The sequence below is a fragment of the Aurantiacibacter sp. MUD11 genome (assembly GCF_026967575.1).
GTDB lineage: Bacteria > Pseudomonadota > Alphaproteobacteria > Sphingomonadales > Sphingomonadaceae > Alteraurantiacibacter.
The window spans coordinates 366,330-382,801 of sequence record NZ_CP114054.1 but is presented as its reverse complement, the minus strand read 5'-3'; the positions used below and the strand labels follow the sequence as shown (position 1 = coordinate 382,801).

The 16,472-nt window shown below is 64.7% G+C and carries 13 protein-coding genes; 11 read left to right on the top strand and 2 right to left on the bottom strand.

Annotation, left to right across the window (positions count from 1 at the left end):
* The first annotated feature begins 29 nt into the window (after positions 1 to 29).
* From OZN62_RS01915 to proS, 5 genes are all read left to right on the top strand, one after another.
* Positions 30 to 1,670 (top strand): MFS transporter, encoded by a 1,641-nt coding sequence (locus OZN62_RS01915; protein WP_269101045.1) that lies wholly within the window; start codon positions 30 to 32, stop codon positions 1,668 to 1,670.
* On the top strand, positions 1,667 to 2,917 hold the full coding sequence (locus OZN62_RS01910) for a hypothetical protein (RefSeq protein ID WP_269101043.1): 1,251 nt from the start codon (positions 1,667 to 1,669) through the stop codon (positions 2,915 to 2,917). The genes OZN62_RS01915 and OZN62_RS01910 overlap by 4 nt, the downstream gene beginning before the upstream one ends.
* A gap of 26 nt (positions 2,918 to 2,943) precedes the next feature.
* Positions 2,944 to 3,963, top strand: a complete 1,020-nt coding sequence (gene alr, locus OZN62_RS01905) for an alanine racemase (protein ID WP_330848754.1) — start codon at positions 2,944 to 2,946, stop codon at positions 3,961 to 3,963.
* Between the two features lie 70 nt (positions 3,964 to 4,033).
* A complete protein-coding gene (gene phaR, locus OZN62_RS01900) occupies positions 4,034 to 4,594 on the top strand; it encodes a polyhydroxyalkanoate synthesis repressor PhaR (protein WP_269101040.1) in 561 nt (186 codons plus the stop codon).
* Between the two features lie 93 nt (positions 4,595 to 4,687).
* Positions 4,688 to 6,232: a proline--tRNA ligase gene (proS, locus tag OZN62_RS01895; RefSeq protein WP_269101038.1), complete on the top strand. Its 1,545-nt coding sequence runs from the start codon at positions 4,688 to 4,690 to the stop codon at positions 6,230 to 6,232.
* Positions 6,233 to 6,256: 24 nt separating this feature from the next.
* Here proS and OZN62_RS01890 read toward each other — a convergent pair whose 3' ends face one another.
* Positions 6,257 to 8,251, bottom strand: a complete 1,995-nt coding sequence (locus tag OZN62_RS01890) for a M3 family metallopeptidase (RefSeq protein WP_269101036.1) — start codon at positions 8,249 to 8,251, stop codon at positions 6,257 to 6,259.
* A gap of 118 nt (positions 8,252 to 8,369) precedes the next feature.
* Between OZN62_RS01890 and OZN62_RS01885 the strand changes: the two genes are divergently transcribed.
* The 3 genes from OZN62_RS01885 to OZN62_RS01875 are packed head-to-tail and all read left to right on the top strand — an operon-like array spanning position 8,370 to position 12,597.
* Positions 8,370 to 9,725, top strand: coding sequence for a M28 family peptidase (locus tag OZN62_RS01885; RefSeq protein WP_269101033.1), 1,356 nt, complete (start codon positions 8,370 to 8,372; stop codon positions 9,723 to 9,725).
* Between the two features lie 20 nt (positions 9,726 to 9,745).
* Complete coding sequence (rnr, locus tag OZN62_RS01880; protein ID WP_269101030.1) at positions 9,746 to 12,028, top strand: ribonuclease R; 2,283 nt, start codon at positions 9,746 to 9,748, stop codon at positions 12,026 to 12,028.
* Positions 12,029 to 12,081: 53 nt separating this feature from the next.
* Complete coding sequence (locus tag OZN62_RS01875; protein WP_269101028.1) at positions 12,082 to 12,597, top strand: peroxiredoxin-like family protein; 516 nt, start codon at positions 12,082 to 12,084, stop codon at positions 12,595 to 12,597.
* Here OZN62_RS01875 and OZN62_RS01870 read toward each other — a convergent pair.
* Positions 12,589 to 13,041, bottom strand: coding sequence for a universal stress protein (locus OZN62_RS01870; protein ID WP_269101026.1), 453 nt, complete (start codon positions 13,039 to 13,041; stop codon positions 12,589 to 12,591). The two genes, OZN62_RS01875 and OZN62_RS01870, sit on opposite strands and share 9 nt — an antisense overlap.
* A gap of 128 nt (positions 13,042 to 13,169) precedes the next feature.
* Here OZN62_RS01870 and OZN62_RS01865 point away from each other — a divergent pair, with 128 nt between their 5' ends.
* The 3 genes from OZN62_RS01865 (at position 13,170) to lpdA (ending at position 16,431) form a co-directional block, all read left to right on the top strand.
* Positions 13,170 to 14,456, top strand: coding sequence for a pyruvate dehydrogenase complex dihydrolipoamide acetyltransferase (locus tag OZN62_RS01865; RefSeq protein WP_269101024.1), 1,287 nt, complete (start codon positions 13,170 to 13,172; stop codon positions 14,454 to 14,456).
* 44 nt (positions 14,457 to 14,500) lie between these two features.
* Entirely contained in the window at positions 14,501 to 14,845 is a 345-nt protein-coding gene (locus tag OZN62_RS01860; RefSeq protein ID WP_269102201.1) for an acyl-CoA thioesterase, read from the top strand.
* Between the two features lie 173 nt (positions 14,846 to 15,018).
* Entirely contained in the window at positions 15,019 to 16,431 is a 1,413-nt protein-coding gene (gene lpdA, locus OZN62_RS01855) for a dihydrolipoyl dehydrogenase (protein WP_269101022.1), read from the top strand.
* Positions 16,432 to 16,472 lie beyond the last annotated feature (41 nt).

Genomic DNA, 16,472 nt, shown 5'->3' with positions numbered 1-16,472 from the left:
TCCCGTCCACCTGACTATCGGGGGACCGCATGGCGAGCACAGCCGCAACGACCGTACACCAGCCCACCCAGAAGGAAATCCGCCTCGTCATCGGCGCGAGTTCGGCGGGCACCATCTTCGAATGGTATGACTTCTTCATCTACGGCACGCTGTTCACGCTTATCGGGCGCGCCTTCTTCCCCAGCGATAACGAAACGCTGCAGGTCCTGCTCGTCTGGGCCGGTTTCGCGATCGGCTTCGGCTTCCGCCCGCTGGGTGCGATCATGTTCGGGTACCTGGGGGACAAGCTCGGCCGCAAGTACACCTTCCTCGTCACCGTCACGCTGATGGGCATTGCCACCGCCGGTGTCGGATTGGTGCCCAGCGCCGAGAGCATCGGCCTGTGGGCGCCAGCCATCGTGATCGTACTGCGCATCCTGCAGGGCCTCGCCCTCGGTGGGGAATATGGCGGTGCGGCGATCTATGTCGCCGAACATGCGCCTCCCGAGAAGCGCGGCTTCTACACCAGTTTCATCCAGGCGAGCGTGGTCGGCGGCTTCGTCCTCTCGATCGTCGTGGTCCTGCTGTGCCGCGCAATCATTCCCGAAGCAGCCTTCGAGGAATGGGGCTGGCGCGTACCTTTCCTGCTCAGCGTCGTGCTGCTCGGCATCTCCTTGTGGATGCGCCTGAAGCTCAATGAAAGCCCGGTCTTCCGCGCCATGAAGGAAGAAGGGAAGATGTCGGGCAACCCCTTCGTCGAGAGCTTCACCTATCCCGGCAACAAGAAGCGCATCTTCATCGCGCTGTTCGGCATCACCGGAATCCTCACTACGATCTGGTACACGGCCTTCTTTTCCAGCCTCTCGTTCCTCCAGCGCGACATGCGGCTCGATCCATCGCTGGTGGAGATGATCCTGCTGGTGGCGGGCCTGATCTCGATGAGCTTCTTCGTCGTGGTCGGCAAATGGTCGGACAGGGTGGGGCGCAAGAAGCCGATCCTGGTCGGGGCGATCATGACGCTGCTGCTGGTGTTCCCGATGTTCTGGATGATGGGCAAGCTCGCCAATCCCGGCATCGAGGAAGCGGCGGCTGCCAATCCGGTGGTGGTGACGGGCACCCAGTGCACCACCGATCCCTTTGCCGACCTGTTCGACCGCGAACAGACCGATTGCGGCAAGGTCCTCGAAACGCTCACCGCCAGCGGCGTGCCCTACGAGCGGGTGGAGGCCGACACGCTCGGCGTTACCGTCGGCGGCGAGGCGATTGCGCTGGGGGACGACTGGCTGGACGATGGCGCTGCACGCCGTGCCGGCCTGCAGGAAGCCTTGTCGGCACGTGGCTATGACTTCTCGGTGCAGCAGCCGCCCTTCATCAACATCGTCGGTATCGTGGCGATCCTGCTGGTAATCTCGGCTTTCTCGGCGCTGACCTACGGTTCCGTCGCCGCCCTGCTGACCGAGATGTTCCCGCCGCAAATCCGCTATTCCTCGATGTCGATCCCCTATCACATCGGGGCGGGCTACCTTGGTGGTTTCCTGCCGCTGATTGCGGGCTTCATCGTGGCGCGAACCGGCGATGTCTATGCCGGCCTATGGTACACGTGGGTAGTCGTCGCCTTCGGCGTGATCGTGGCATGGTGGGGCATTCCCTCCGGCCCGCCGAAGGATTTCGAGGACGCCGAATCCACATGAAGCAGGCCCTGCTTGCCGCGGTCATGGCAATCGTCCTGGCAGCCGTTCCGGCAAGCGCGCAGGACAAGCCGGCACAGGCTCCGCCGCCGCCCGTAACAGTTCGGCAGGCGGCGCCGCCAATGCCGCAGGCCCTTCGCGACGCCTATCGCGATTTCTGCGGTGACGACCATGCCTCGGTGTCGCTGGAAGGCTTCGGCAATTTCAGGGTGACCCTCACGCCGCAGCGGCGAGGGCCGGACATGCTGGCCGAATGCGCCGACACGCTCGAAGCCGCGCGCCTGACGCCCGTCCAGAATATCGACACCGCCCTGATGGCGCTGTCGTTCCGGCCATTCGCGCCGTTCTGGCCGACCATGGAAGAGCGCTGGGGAAGCGATCTCCAACGCCTGCGAGACCAGCTGGAGGAAGAGGCTCGCGACGCACGGGATATTGGCCTCGGCCTGTCGATGGCATCCTTCGTGCGCCGCGATATCGCCCGTGCCGCAGGCCTGCGCGATCTCGGCTATGTCGAGGAGGCACTGGCCATCCTCGATGCCACGCGCGACGAGCTGGAGCAGGGCAGCGAGCGGAGCCGGCAGCGCCAGGAATTCGAGCGCACCATGATCGCGGCCTATCGTGCCAGCACGGTCACCCTGATGCGCGGCGATCTCGCTGCGGCAGGAGTGCTGGCGGACTTCCTCGAAGGCTTTCCGGAAGAAAGCGAATACCGCCTCAACCCGCTGATCAACTACGCGGCCTATCTGGCGGAGGGCGGTGACCATGATGCCTCGTACCGTATCATCCGGCCGGCCTATGACGATTTCCGCGGACGGGGCTACAGCCCGGAATCCTATCAGCTGGGTGGGGCGGACCGTGAGTTTGCCTGGATCCTCGCCTGCAACCGCTGGCACATGGACAAGGCCGAAGCCGCGCAGCCATTCATCGACATCGTGCGCAACGCGCCCGAACAGCCGCGGGACGAGTATTTCGCCTACATCAAGCGCTCCACCACCATCCAGCGGCGCATGTATCGCTGCATGGGCGATGCAGAGGGATGGTTTGCGCAATATGCGGATGGTTCGCTGCCCGCGCTTGATCCGGCATGGGTCCTGCTGCAGCCGGCTTCCACGGACGACAACGGCCCGCTGGCGGACTGGACGATGCCGGAGGACATAGCCGAGCGATTTGCGCGAATGTACCGCGTATTGCCGGAAAGCTTCACGCCCGCCCTGCAAAGATGGCAGGGTTCCGCGCGGACCGCCTCGTGAGCCTTCCCGCACCCCCACCGGCGAGCTTGCGCCTGCGCATCGACCGTGATGCACTGGCAGGCAACTGGCGTACGCTGGATCGGCTATCGGGCACCGCCACGGCCGGTGCAGCGGTCAAGGCCGATGCCTATGGACTGGGGGTGGAACACGTGGTGCCGGTGCTGCGCGAAGCGGGCGCGCGGCAGTTCTTCGTCGCACACTGGAGCGAGGTCGCCGACGTGCTGGCGCACACTTCGGGCGAGAGCACTGCGGTCCTGCACGGCGTCGCCAATGCCGAAGAGGCTGCCTATGCCAAGGCGACGGGCGCGATCCCCGTGATAAACTCGCTCGCCCAGGCGCAGGTCTGGCATGCAGCAGGTGGCGGCACATGCCACGTCATGGTGGATACGGGGATCAATCGCCTCGGTCTGTCTCCGGACGAGATCGGCAGCGCCGAGGTTCAGTCGCTCGAAGTCGACACCTTGTTGTCCCATCTCGCCTCGGCCGACGAGGATAGCCCGAAGAACGACCAACAGCTGCGTAGCTTCCGCGAGGTCGTCGCGACATTGCCGGCCCGCCAGGCCAGCCTCGCCAACAGTGCGGGAATCGCCCTGGGACCGGACTACCACTTCGATCTGACACGTCCCGGACTCGCGCTGTACGGAGGCGTTCCCCGGCCCGAGCTTGACGGCGAGATCAAGTCGGTGGCCGAGATCGAGGCTGCGGTGCTGCAAGTGCGGAATCTCGCGGCTGGCGACACGGTCGGTTACAATGCAAAGTGGACGGCGAAAGAACCGACAAGGATCGCAATAATTTCACTTGGTTATGCCGACGGAATATTGCGCAGTTGGGGGAATTCGGGTGCATTGCACCATGCTGGGACGGTCCTGCCGATCCTTGGCAGGATCTCGATGGACATGATTGCCGTAGACTGCACCAAATCGGACGTCACGGAAGGTGATTTCTGTAGTCTTTTCTATGGCTTGCCGCAGGCTGCTGAGAAATCGGGACTTTCGCAATACGAGTTGCTGACGGTCCTCGGCCAGCGATTTGATCGGACCTCCTGACACGCCTGATTGCAAATTCGATGTTGCAAGTGCTAAGTTGGCTCCAGTCGCGCGTTCCAGGGAGCCATAAATGGCCGAAAAGAATAAATCGGGCGAAGAGCCCATCATCATCAAGAAGTACGCCAACCGGCGCCTCTACAACACCCAGTCCTCGAGCTACATCACGCTCGACGACCTCGCGCGGATGGTGCGCACGGGCGTGGACTTCCAGGTGCTCGACGCCAAGACTGGGGCCGACATTACCCATGCAATCCTGACGCAGATCATCATGGAAGAGGAAGCCAGCGGCGAACAGATGCTGCCGATCAGCTTCCTGCGCCAGCTGATCGCAATGTACGGCAATTCGATGCAGGCGATGATGCCGCCTTACCTCGAAGCGGCGATGGCCAACTTCCAGACCAACCAGTCGGCGCTGCAGGAAGCCTTCCAGTCGAACATGGGGGCCGATGCCCTGTCGAAGATGGCGGAATCGAACATGGCCATGTTCAATGCCGCGGCGAGCGCCTTCATGCCCGGCGCGGCAACAGCTCCGGCCCCGACTGCTGCCCCCGCGGAGGATACGGACGATATCGATACGCTGCGCAAGCAGATGGCGGAAATGCAGCGCAAGCTGGACAAGCTCGGCAAGTAGCTTTCACAAGATCTCGGTCGCTCGCCCCTCGACTTGCAACGCGCAGGTCGGCATGGGGGCGGGCACCTTGAACAGCATATTCGGATTCACAAGATGTCTGCCATTCGCCATGCCCTGAACACCAAGCGCGAGGACGATTTCGCCGCCTGGTACCAGGAAGTCATTTCTGCTGCCGACATGGCCGAGGAATCGGGCGTGCGCGGGTGCATGGTCATCAAGCCGTGGGGCTATGGCATCTGGGAGCGCATGCAGCGCCTGCTGGATGACCGCATCAAGGCGGCCGGCGTGCAGAACGCCTATTTCCCGCTGTTCATCCCGCTCGCCAATTTCGAGCGCGAGGCGGCGCACGTCGACGGCTTCGCCAAGGAAATGGCCGTGGTCACCCATCACCGCCTGATCGCTGACGGGAAGGGCGGGCTGATCCCCGATCCCGAAGCCAAGCTGGAAGAACCGCTGGTGGTTCGTCCGACATCCGAGACGATCATCGGCGATGCCATGAGCCGCTGGATCCAGTCGTGGCGCGACCTGCCGCTGATGCTGAACCAGTGGGCCAATGTCGTGCGCTGGGAAATGCGCACCCGCATGTTCCTGCGCACCAGCGAGTTTCTCTGGCAGGAAGGCCACACCGCCCACGCGACGCAGGAAGACGCCAAGGCCGAAACCATGCGCGCGCTGGAGATGTACCGCGCCTTTGCCGAGGAAGACCTCTCGCTGCCCGTGATCGCGGGCGAGAAGCCGGAGAACGAACGCTTCCCCGGCGCTGTCGAGACCTGGTCGATCGAAGCCATGATGCAGGACGGCAAGGCGCTGCAGGCGGGCACCAGCCACTACCTCGGTACCAATTTCGCCGAAGCCGCCAACATCCGCTACCAGGACAAGGAAGGCGGCCAGGCGCTGGCGCATACCACCAGCTGGGGCGTTTCCACCCGCATGGTGGGCGGTGTCATCATGACCCACGGCGACGACGACGGCCTGCGCGTGCCGCCTGCCATCGCGCCGTTCCAGGTCGTGATCCTGCCGATGCTGCGCGACAAGCCCGAGGACGAGGCCGTCATCGACTATTGCGAAGGCCTGCGCGCTGCCATCGCCGGCCAGCAGGTGCTGGGCGAGCCGGTGCGCGTGTTGCTCGACACCCGTCCGGGCAAGGCGGCGGCCAAGCGCTGGGACTGGGTTCGCAAGGGCGCCCCCATCATCATCGAGGTTGGCGGCCGTGACATGGAAGGCGGCGTCGTCAGCCTGCTGCGCCGCGATGCGCTATGGGATTTGGAAACCGGCAAACCTGCCTTCCAGAACCCCACCAAGGATGCAGCGGCGCAGGCCGTCCCGGCTCTTCTCGCGGAAATCCAGACCGGCCTGTTCGAGGAAGCCCGCGAGCGCCGCGAGGCGAATATCGTGCGCGATATCGACACGATGGAGGCGCTGGCCGAATTCTTCGGTGCGGACCGCAAGTATCCCGGCTGGGTCGAGGTGCAATGGTCCAAGCCCACGGGTGAGGGGCTGGCCAAAGTGGAAGAGCAGCTGAAGGCGCTCCGCCTCACCTTGCGCAACGTGCCGATGAACGCGCCGCCCGCAGACGGCACCTGCATTTTCACCGGCGAACCGGCCGTCGAACGCGTCTACGTCGCGCGCGCCTACTGAGGCAGACGCGCGCGGCGCATCGCGTCAGTCTTCGGGCAGGCCGCGTTCCAGTTCTTCGCGGAAGGCGTCGAACGAGATTTCCCGGCCCACGAATTCACGCACCAGCTCTGCTGCCGGACGCGTGCCGCCCGGCTCCAGCACGAGGCGGCGATAGGCGTTTGCGGTTTCGGGATTGGTCATGCCCTCGGCCTTGAAACGGCTGAACATGTCGGCCGCGATGACCCGCGACCAGCCATAGGTGTAGTAAGCCGCGCCATAGCCATCGAGGTGGCCGAAGGCGGCCTGCATCTGGCCGTTCGGGTTGAGCGGCACCAGCGAATAGTCCTGCTGCCATTCGCGCGTCGCCGCGCCCAGGTCGTCCGGCACAGGCTGAGTGTAGAAGTTGTACGAAGTCGCGGTCAGCCCCAACTGGCGCATTTCCCAGGTGCCCTGATTGAAATAGCGCACGCGGTTCATCCGCTCGACCAGGTCGCGCGGGATCGTTTCGCCAGCCTCGTTCACGGCGAAGGTGGCCAGGGTGTCATAGTCGTAGACCCAGTTTTCCAGGATCTGCGAGGGCGCCTCGATGAAGTCCCACTCGACATTGATCATCCCCATGCCGGCATACCGGTTACGGCTGCCGAAGACGAAATGCAGGATGTGTCCGAATTCGTGCAGGAAAGTGGTGACCTGCCCGTGCTCCATCAGACCATCGGGCATGTTCTGCACCAGCGCGGCCACCGGCACGCCGCCATCGGGCGAACCGAGATAGAGCGGCACCACGTTGGCGTGGGTATACTTGCCGGGGCGCGGATGGGAGTCGAGGTAGAAGTAGCCGATCACCTCACCGTCCTCGACGAGCTGGTAAGGCTCCACGTCCTCGTGCCAGACCGGCGTATCCCAGGGTTGCACCTCGACCCCGAACAGGCGTTCGGTCAGCGCCCAGATGCCGTCACGCACGTTGTCGTGCTGAAAGTACTGCCGTGCTTCCTGCGGGTCGTAATCGTAATTGGCCTGCTGCACCTTGGGCGTCAGCCACGACAGCTGGTAGGATTCGATCTGCTCCGCCCCGGGGCGCAGTTCCTGCAGCATGGCGAACAGCTGGGCATAGTCCGCCTCGGCCACCGGGCGCGCAGCCTCGTCGGTCTGCTGGATCAGGTCCTCCACCTTGTCGGTGGTGTCGAGCATGCGGTCGGCAAATTGCAGTTCCGCATAGTTGTTGAAGCCGACCAGCTCGGCCAGTTCCTGCCGCAGCGTGAAGATTTCGCGCAGCACTTCGTCATTCTGCGGCCAGGCACGCTGGCCATAGACGTCGGCATAGCGGCGACGCAGGTCGTCGCTTTCCGCATAGGTCATCACCGGCGCATAGTCGGGCGTGGCGGAGGTGAGGGTGATCATCCCGTTCTCACCCACCGGGTGCGCATCGATGTAGTCCTGCGGCAGCCCGGCCAGTTCCTCCGGCGCGACTTCGATCGTGCGCACGTCCTCGGCGATATTGCGCGAGAATTCAGCGCTCAGTTCGGCCAGGCGATCGTTGATTTCCTGCACGCGGGCGCGACCATCCTCGTCCAGTGCGACACCGCTGCGGCGGAAGCCGTCGAGGATGCTTTCCATGTAGGTCTGCGTGGTCTCGTCAGCTTCGGAAACGTCGAGCGCAGCCAGACGCTCGTAGATCGGGCGCGACAGGCTGATTTCGCTGCTCAGGCCCGCAATGCGCACCGAACAGGCGCCGCCGGCATCGCGGGTTTCCGCCGTGCCCATCACCTGCTGGTACAGGCTCGCCTCGAACGAACCCGTCAGCAGGAAGGACTGGATCGCGTCGTACCGCTCCAGCGTGTTGTCGATGGTCGGCTCGGCGGTGTCGCCCAGCATGGCATCGCGGCGGAGGTCCACCTGTTCGACGTAGTACTGGCAGCGCTCGGCGATCTCCTCGACGGTCGGATCATGCATGAACGGGCCGACAAGGTTGCTGACATCGGCAGCCTGGGCCGGAGCGGAAAGGGCGGTGGTGGCGACCAGCGCCAGCGTGAACTTCTTCATCGAAAACTTCCCCCAAATGCCCGAGACGGGCAGGAATGCGCGCTGGCGTAGCGGCAAGCGGTTGCAGCTGCAATCATGTGTCTTGCCAAGCGCGGGCAATTGCGCGAATTCTCGACAAATGCGTTACCTGATCCTGCCAGCGGCAATCTGCGCCGCCTTCGCCACCCCTGCAATCGCCCAAGACGACGTCGCCGCACCGGTATCTGCAGATCGCCTGCAAGCCGATGTCGAGCGCATGGTCGCTTTCGGCACACGCCATACGCTGTCCGGCCTCGATGGCACGGATCGCGGCATCGGGGCGGCGCTGGCCTGGGGCAGGACCGAATTCGAGGAAACCAGCGCGGCTTGCGGCGGTTGCCTGGAAACGCGCTATGTCGAGGCGGAAATGGGCGGACGGCGCATTCCCGAGCCGGTACTGATCCGCAATTCCATCGCCATCCAGTGGGGCACCGAACGGCCGAACGAGGTCGTGATCATCCAGGGCCATATCGACAGCCGCGTCTCCGACGTCATGGACGCGGAAAGCGAAGCTCCGGGGGCCAACGACAATGCCAGCGGCAGTGCGCTGGTGCTGGAAGCGGCGCGGGCGCTGAGCCAGCGGCAATATCCGACGACCATCGTCTTTGCCCTGCTGATGGGCGAGGAGCAGGGCCTCTACGGCGGGAACCTGCTGGCCGATTACGCCACCGAGCAGGGCTGGACCGTCAAGGCCGTGCTCAACAACGACGTCGTCGGCGGCTCCTGCGGGTCCGACGGCACCTGCGATGCCGATCACGTGCGTGTCTTCTCCGAAGGCGTGCGCGCCGATGCCGACGAGGCAACACGCGCCCGGATGCGCAGCATGGGCGGTGCCAACGACAGCCCGAGCCGCAACCTCTCGCGCTTCCTCGATCGCCTGGCCGAAACCGATGCCGAGGGACTCGATGTGCGCCAGACCTGGCGGTCGGACCGCATGGGGAGGGGTGGGGACCACCTGCCCTTCCTCGACCGGGGTTATCCCGCCATCCGCTTCTCGGTCGCCATCGAGGACTACGAACACCAGCACCAGGACCTGCGCGTCGAGGACGGCGTGACCTATGGCGACACCGTGGACGAGATGGACTTTCCCTATCTCGCGCTCGTCACCCGCCTGAACGTGCGCGCTGCCGATGTGCTGGCCCGCGCGCCGATGCCGCCGGTGGTGCAGGGCGACGGGATTGTCCGTCCCGACGTGCTGCTGGAATGGGAGCCGGTGGCAGGCGCCACGCGCTACAACGTCTACCGCCGCCGCACCGACGAGCGCGACTGGACGCTGCGCACCACGCTCGAAAGCGATGAAGCGGCGGATCTCAATTCCATCATCCTTGCACCCGATCGCGGCGATGACTGGATCTTCGGCGTCAGTTCGGTCGCGGCTGATGGTGCGGAAAGCCCGGTCTCCAGCGCCGTGCCGGGTGGGGGTTTCTATCCGCTGCCGGTCGACAGCGAAGGCTAGCGTCCCCATATGGCGGGTAAATGAGCAAACGCCCCAATACCCGCAAGTTCCAGGGCCTGCCCAGCAAGGAGCAGGTTCTTGAATTCATTCGCGAATCCACCAACGTCGTCGGCAAGCGCGAGATCGCCAAGCATTTCCGCCTGAAAGGGCAGGAAAAGATCGCCCTGAAAGCGCTGCTGAAAGACATGGCCGAGGAAGGCCTGATCGACGGCAAGAAGAGCGCCTTTCACCGCATGGGCGGCGTGCCCAAGGTCACGGTCCTGCGGGTGGTCGATATTGAGGATGGCGAGCCGATTGCCATCCCCGACAGCTGGCAGCCGGACGATGCCTCTCCGCCGCCGCGCCTGCGGGTGATCGAGCGCAAGAAGCAGGCCGCGCTGCGCACTGGCGACCGCATCCTTGCGCGCACCGAAGAGGCCGGGAAGGGCTGGCTCGCCCACCCGATGAAGAAGCTGCCGTCCAGCGAGATGGCCATGCTTGGCGTGATCGAGATCGACGGCAGCGGGCAGGCCTGGCTCGCCCCGGTCGACAAGCGCATCCGCAGTTCCGCCAAGGTCTCCGATGTGGGTCAGGCCGAAGAGGGACAGCTGGTGCTGGCCGAACCGGCCGGGCGCGGGCGCAACAGCTCGATGAAGGTGACGGAGGTCCTCGGCGACCCGCTGGCGCCGCGCAGCTATTCGCTGATTGCCATCCACAAGTACGGCATCCCGCATATCTTCCCGCAAGAGGTGCTGGCCGAGGCGCAGCAGGCCGCGAAACTGACGCTCAGCGAGGAGAAGCGGGAAGACCTGCGGCACCTGCCCATCGTCGCCATCGACCCCGCCGACGCGCGCGACCACGACGACGCGATCTGGGCCGAGCCGGACGGCAAGGGCGGCTTCAACGCCGTCGTGGCGATTGCCGACGTGTCCTACTACGTCCGCCCCGACAGCAAGCTGGATCGCGAGGCGCGCAAGCGCGGCAATTCGGTCTATTTCCCGGATCGCGTCGTACCGATGCTGCCCGAAGTGCTCTCCGCCGATGTCTGCTCGCTCAAGCAGGGGCAGGACCGCGCGGCCATGGTCTGCCACCTCGCCATCGACAAGGACGGCAACGTCACCGGCTGGCGCTTCACCCGCGCCATCGTGCGGCTGGCCGAGAACATTGCCTACGACGATGCCCAGGCCGCCATCGACAGTGGCAAGGCTCCAGAGCACCTGCAGCACCTGTGGGAAGCATGGAAGCTGCTTGCCTCTGCCCGGACGGCGCGCGATCCGCTGGAACTGGAGCTGCCTGAACGCCGCGTGATCCTGGATGAGCAGGGCAAGATCGTCGAAATCGCCGTGCGTGAGCGACTGGACGCCCACCGCGTGGTCGAGGACTTCATGATCGCCGCCAACGTCGCCGCGGCGAAGGCGCTGGAAAGCAAGGCCAGCCCGGTCGTCTACCGCATCCACGAGCCGCCGACGCGCGAAAAGCTGATCGCCCTGCGCGAGTATTTCGACAGCATCGGCAAGAAGCTGGCGCTGGGACAGGTCGTCACGCCCGGACTGTTCAACCGCATGATCCGCGACATCGGCGACGAGGGCGAGAAGGCGCTGGTGATGGAGGCCGTGCTGCGCAGCCAGACGCAGGCCTACTACGGCCCGAAGAATGTCGGTCACTTCGGCCTGGCGCTGGGCAGCTATGCCCACTTCACCTCGCCCATCCGCCGCTATTCGGACCTGCTCGTCCACCGCGCGCTGGTCGATGCCTATGGCCTGGAACAGCCCAAGCCCAAGGGCGGGGCGATTCCCGCGCATTCGGGCCTGTGCCAGCGCGATCGCGAGGACCTTGCCAAGATCACCGACGCTATCAGCATCACCGAACGGCGGGCGATGGAGGCCGAGCGCGACACCATCGACCGCTATGTTGCGGCCTGGCTTTCCGCCCGCGTCGGCGAGGTGTTCCAGACGCGCATCACCGGCGTGCAGAAATTCGGCTTCTTCGCCACCATCGTGAACCTTGGCGGCGACGGGCTGGTGCCGATTTCCACCTTGGGCCGCGAATACTTCCGCCACGACGAAGGCGCCCATGCGCTGATCGGCGAGGAGACCGGCACCCGCTACACCGTCGGCGACGTGCTCGAACTGCGACTGGCAGAGGCAAATCCGCTCACCGGCGCACTGAAATTCGAGCTTCCCGAAGGCAACGGCGGCCAGCGGATCGAACCGCGCGGACGCCGTCCAGAGAAGAAGCCCCGCCGCGACAGGAAGGGCAAGCACCTGGTCGGCAAGCGCGGTCGCCCCGGAAACATCCGCCATCAGGGGCGCAAGAAACGCTGAATCGGAACCTCCCGATGCCTCCCCATGTTGGTGAGGCAAAGGAGATTTCGATCATGCTCAAGCCCGGCGATACCGCCCCTGACCTCGACCTGCCGCTGACCATCGACGCGCGCATCAAGCTGTCCGACCAGACGCCGGACAACTTCACCATGCTGGTGTTCTATCGCGGCAAGCACTGCCCGATCTGCCGTAAGCAGCTGGAGGAAATCGGCAACCGGCTGGACGATTTCACCAGTCGCGGCATCAATGTCTTCGCCATCTCGATGGACAGCCCGGAACGCGCGGCGGTCTCGCACGAGGAATGGGACACGCACGACCTGCCGCTGGCGCACAGCCTGAGCGAGGAGCAGGCCCGCGAATGGGGCCTCTACATCTCGCAAAAGCGCGAAGGCAGCCAGGAGCCTGAAGTGTTCAGCGAACCCGGCATGTTCCTGCTCTACCCCGACCGCAAGCTGTACTTCGCGGTAACACAGAACGCCCCGTTCACCCGCCCGCCGATCAACGACCTGCTGAGCGGAATCGATTTCATCACCAAGAACGATTACCCTACGCGCGGCACGCTAACTTAAGCGGTCGATTTCCTCGGTCGTCAGGCCACCGGGAACGATGAACAGCGGACATTGCAGGCCGCCGGCATGGGTGGAAAAGTGCGTCACGAGCGGCCCCGGCGGGCCTTCGGATGCGGCCCCCAGCACCAGCGCAGCCACCTCCGGATGGTCGGACAGGTATTCATTGATAACGGTCTTGCCGTCCCCCACGCGCACGGCGATCTGCGGCATCTTGCCGCTTTCGTACATCAGCTCGCCAGCGGCGGAATTGGCAAGGACTTCAGCACGATCGCGGGCCTCTTCCTCGATCGTCGCCTGCACCCCGCCAAAGGCATTGAACGCCTGGCGCGGGACGAGGGCCAGCAGATGCACGACGCCGCCGGTCTTCGCCGCACGGCGCGCGGCGAAGCGCAGGGCGACGTGCGACTCCTCCGTCTCGTCGATAATGGTGAGATAGACCCGCATGCTTTGTTCTCCCGTAGACTTGGTATCGGGCGAAACCTAGAATTCCGCAAGATAGCTTGCCCCTCGCGGCCAAATTGGCCAATGAGCGCACGACACGACATCCAAGCAGCCAGGGAGCCTCCGCTTCAATGCCGATTGCCATCAAGATGCCCGCACTTTCACCGACGATGGAGGAGGGCACACTCGCCAAATGGCTGGTCAAGGTTGGTGACCAGGTATCCGCCGGCGACATCATGGCCGAAATCGAGACCGACAAGGCCACGATGGAGTTCGAAGCGGTAGACGAGGGCACCATTGCCCATATCCAGGTGGAAGAAGGTACCGAGGGCGTTTCCGTCGGCACCGTGATCGCCACGCTCGCCGAAGACGGCGAAGACGTGGGCGACGTGCAGCCGATGGGCGACGGCGCCGCCGCGCCGGCTCCGGCACCCGCTGCCGCCGAAGAAAAGGCCGAGGCCGCACCCGCCGCCGCACCGGCTCCTGCACCCACTCCCGCTCCTGCACCGGCCGCCGCCTCGGGCGACCGCATCATCGCCTCGCCGCTGGCGAAGCGCATTGCCGAGCAGAAGGGTATCGACCTTGCCACCGTGAAGGGCACCGGCCCCAACGGTCGCATCGTCAAGGCCGACGTCGAAAGCGCCAAGCCCGGTGCCGCCGCGCCTGCCGCTGCGCCCGCTGCCGCTCCGGCCCCGGCTGCCGCTCCGGCGGAAGCGCAGGATTTCGGCATCCCGCACGAGGTCGAAAAGCTTTCCGGCATGCGCAAGACGATCGCGCGCCGCCTGACCGAGTCCAAGCAGCAGGTGCCGCACATCTACCTGACGGTGGATATCCGCCTCGATGCTCTGCTGAAGCTGCGCAGCGAGCTGAACGCGGCGCTGGAGCCGCAAGGCGTGAAGCTGTCGGTCAACGACATGCTGATCAAGGCGCTGGCCAAGTCGCTGGAACAGGTGCCAGAGTGCAACGTGCAGTTTGCAGGCGATTCCATGCTGAAGTTCAAGCGCGCCGACATCTCGGTGGCGGTCAGCATCCCGAACGGCCTGATCACCCCCATCGTCACCGATGCGGGCAGCAAGGCGATGAGCAAGATCAGCACCGAGATGAAGGACCTTGCCACCCGTGCGAAGGACGGCAAGCTGGCCCCGGAAGAATACCAGGGCGGCACCGCCAGCCTGTCCAACATGGGCATGTTCGGCATCAAGCAGTTCGAAGCCGTCATCAACCCGCCGCAGGGCATGATCATGGCCATCGGCGCGGGCGAGAAGCGCCCCTATGTGGTCGATGACAGCCTGCAGATCGCCACGGTGATGAGCGCCACGGGCAGCTTCGACCACCGCGCCATCGACGGTGCCGACGGCGCCCAGCTGATGAAGGCCTTCAAGGAACTGTGCGAGGCGCCGCTGGGGCTGGTGGCTTGAGCGGAGCCGCGGAACACCGCGATCCCGCCATCCGCGTCACCGCCATGCCGGCCGACGCCAATGCCTATGGCGACATTTTCGGCGGCTGGCTGATGAGCCTGATGGATTCCGGCGCGGGGCTGGTCGCCGCGCGGCGGGCGAAGGGCCGGGCGGTTACCGTCGCGATGGACGCGGTGGAGTTCCACAAGCCGGTGAAGGTGGGAGACGAGGTCTCCGTCTATGCCGATATCGTCAAGGTCGGCCGCACCAGCATGGTGATCGCCACCGACGCCTATCGCCGCGATCGCCATTCGGAAGACGAGGAGCTGGTCACCTGTGCCAAGTTCACCTTCGTCGCCATCGACGATGCCGGCAAACCGCGTCCGGTCGATGCGGAGGGCGCGGCATGATTGGCGTTGCCTACAGCGCGTTCCAGCCGGCAGGCGAGAGGCAATGCCTCGCCATGCTTCCCGCCTTGCCGACCGTCAATTTCAACACGGGATCGGGCCCGGAGTTTTCCTCTCCAGGACAGTGTTCCAAGTGTTCCACATTAGCTCATCCGATCTGAAGTCAGGACAGTAAAATGGCCAACAATTACGACGTCATCGTTCTCGGTTCCGGCCCCGGCGGCTATGTCGCGGCAATCCGCTGCGCGCAGCTGGGCCTGAAGACCGCCATCGTCGAACGGGAACTGCTGGGCGGCATCTGCCTCAACTGGGGCTGCATCCCCACCAAGGCGCTGCTCCGGTCTGCGGAAATCCTGCATTACGCCCAGCACGCCAAGGATTACGGCCTGAAGATCGCGGGCGAGATCGAGGCAGACCTGGAAGCCGTGGTGAAGCGCAGCCGCGGCGTCGCCAAGCAGCTGAACCAGGGCGTCACCCACCTGATGAAGAAGAACAAGATCACCGTCCACATGGGCGAGGGCACGCTGACCGGCCCCACCAGCCTGACGGTGAAGGGCGAGAAGGGCGAGGAGAAGCTCACCGCCAAGCACGTGATCGTGGCTACCGGTGCGCGGGCACGCGACCTGCCGTTCGCTCCGGCTGACGGCAAGCGCATCTGGACCTATCGCACCGCCATGACCCCGCCGGAAATGCCGAAGAAGCTGCTGGTGATCGGTTCGGGTGCCATCGGCATCGAATTTGCCAGCTTCTACAACGACATGGGCTGCGATGTTACCGTGGTCGAGATGCTCGACCGGATCGTGCCGGTGGAGGACAAGGACGTCTCCGCCTTCCTTGAAAAGAGCCTCACCAAGCAGGGCATGACCATCATGACCGGCGCCGGCGTGGAGGACATCAAGGCCACCGACAAGGGCGTGATCGCCAAGATCAAGGGCAAGGACGGCAAGGTTGCGACCACCGAGTTCACCCATTGCATCGTCGCCATCGGCATCGTGCCCAACACCGAGAACATCGGTATCGAGAAGCTGGCCGAGCTGGATCGCGGCTTCATCCAGATCGATCCCTATGGCCGCACCAAGTCGAAGGGCCTGTGGGCCATCGGCGACTGCACGCCGGGTCCGTGGCTGGCGCACAAGGCAAGCCACGAGGGCGTAACCACCGCCGAAGCCATCGCGCAGGAGCTGGGCAACAAGGATGTCCACCCGCACCCGCTGGATCGCGGCAACATCCCGGGCTGCACCTACTGCCACCCGCAAATCGCCAGTGTCGGCCTGACCGAGGAGAAGGCGAAGGAAGCCGGCTACAAGGTGAAGGCGGGCACTTTCCCCTTCATCGGCAACGGCAAGGCCATCGCTCTGGGCGAGGCCGAGGGTTTCGTGAAGACCGTGTTCGATGCCGCCACGGGCGAACTGCTGGGGGCGCACATGGTGGGCGCGGAAGTCACCGAGATGATCCAGGGCTTCGTCGTCGGAAAGACACTGGAAACGACTGAGGCCGAGCTGATGCAGACGGTGTTCCCGCACCCGACCATCTCGGAATCGATGCACGAAAGCGTGCTCGCCTCCTACGGACGCGCGCTGCACATCTAAGCCGCGTGACAAGGCGCGGCTTTGCGGCTAGCTGGCACGCG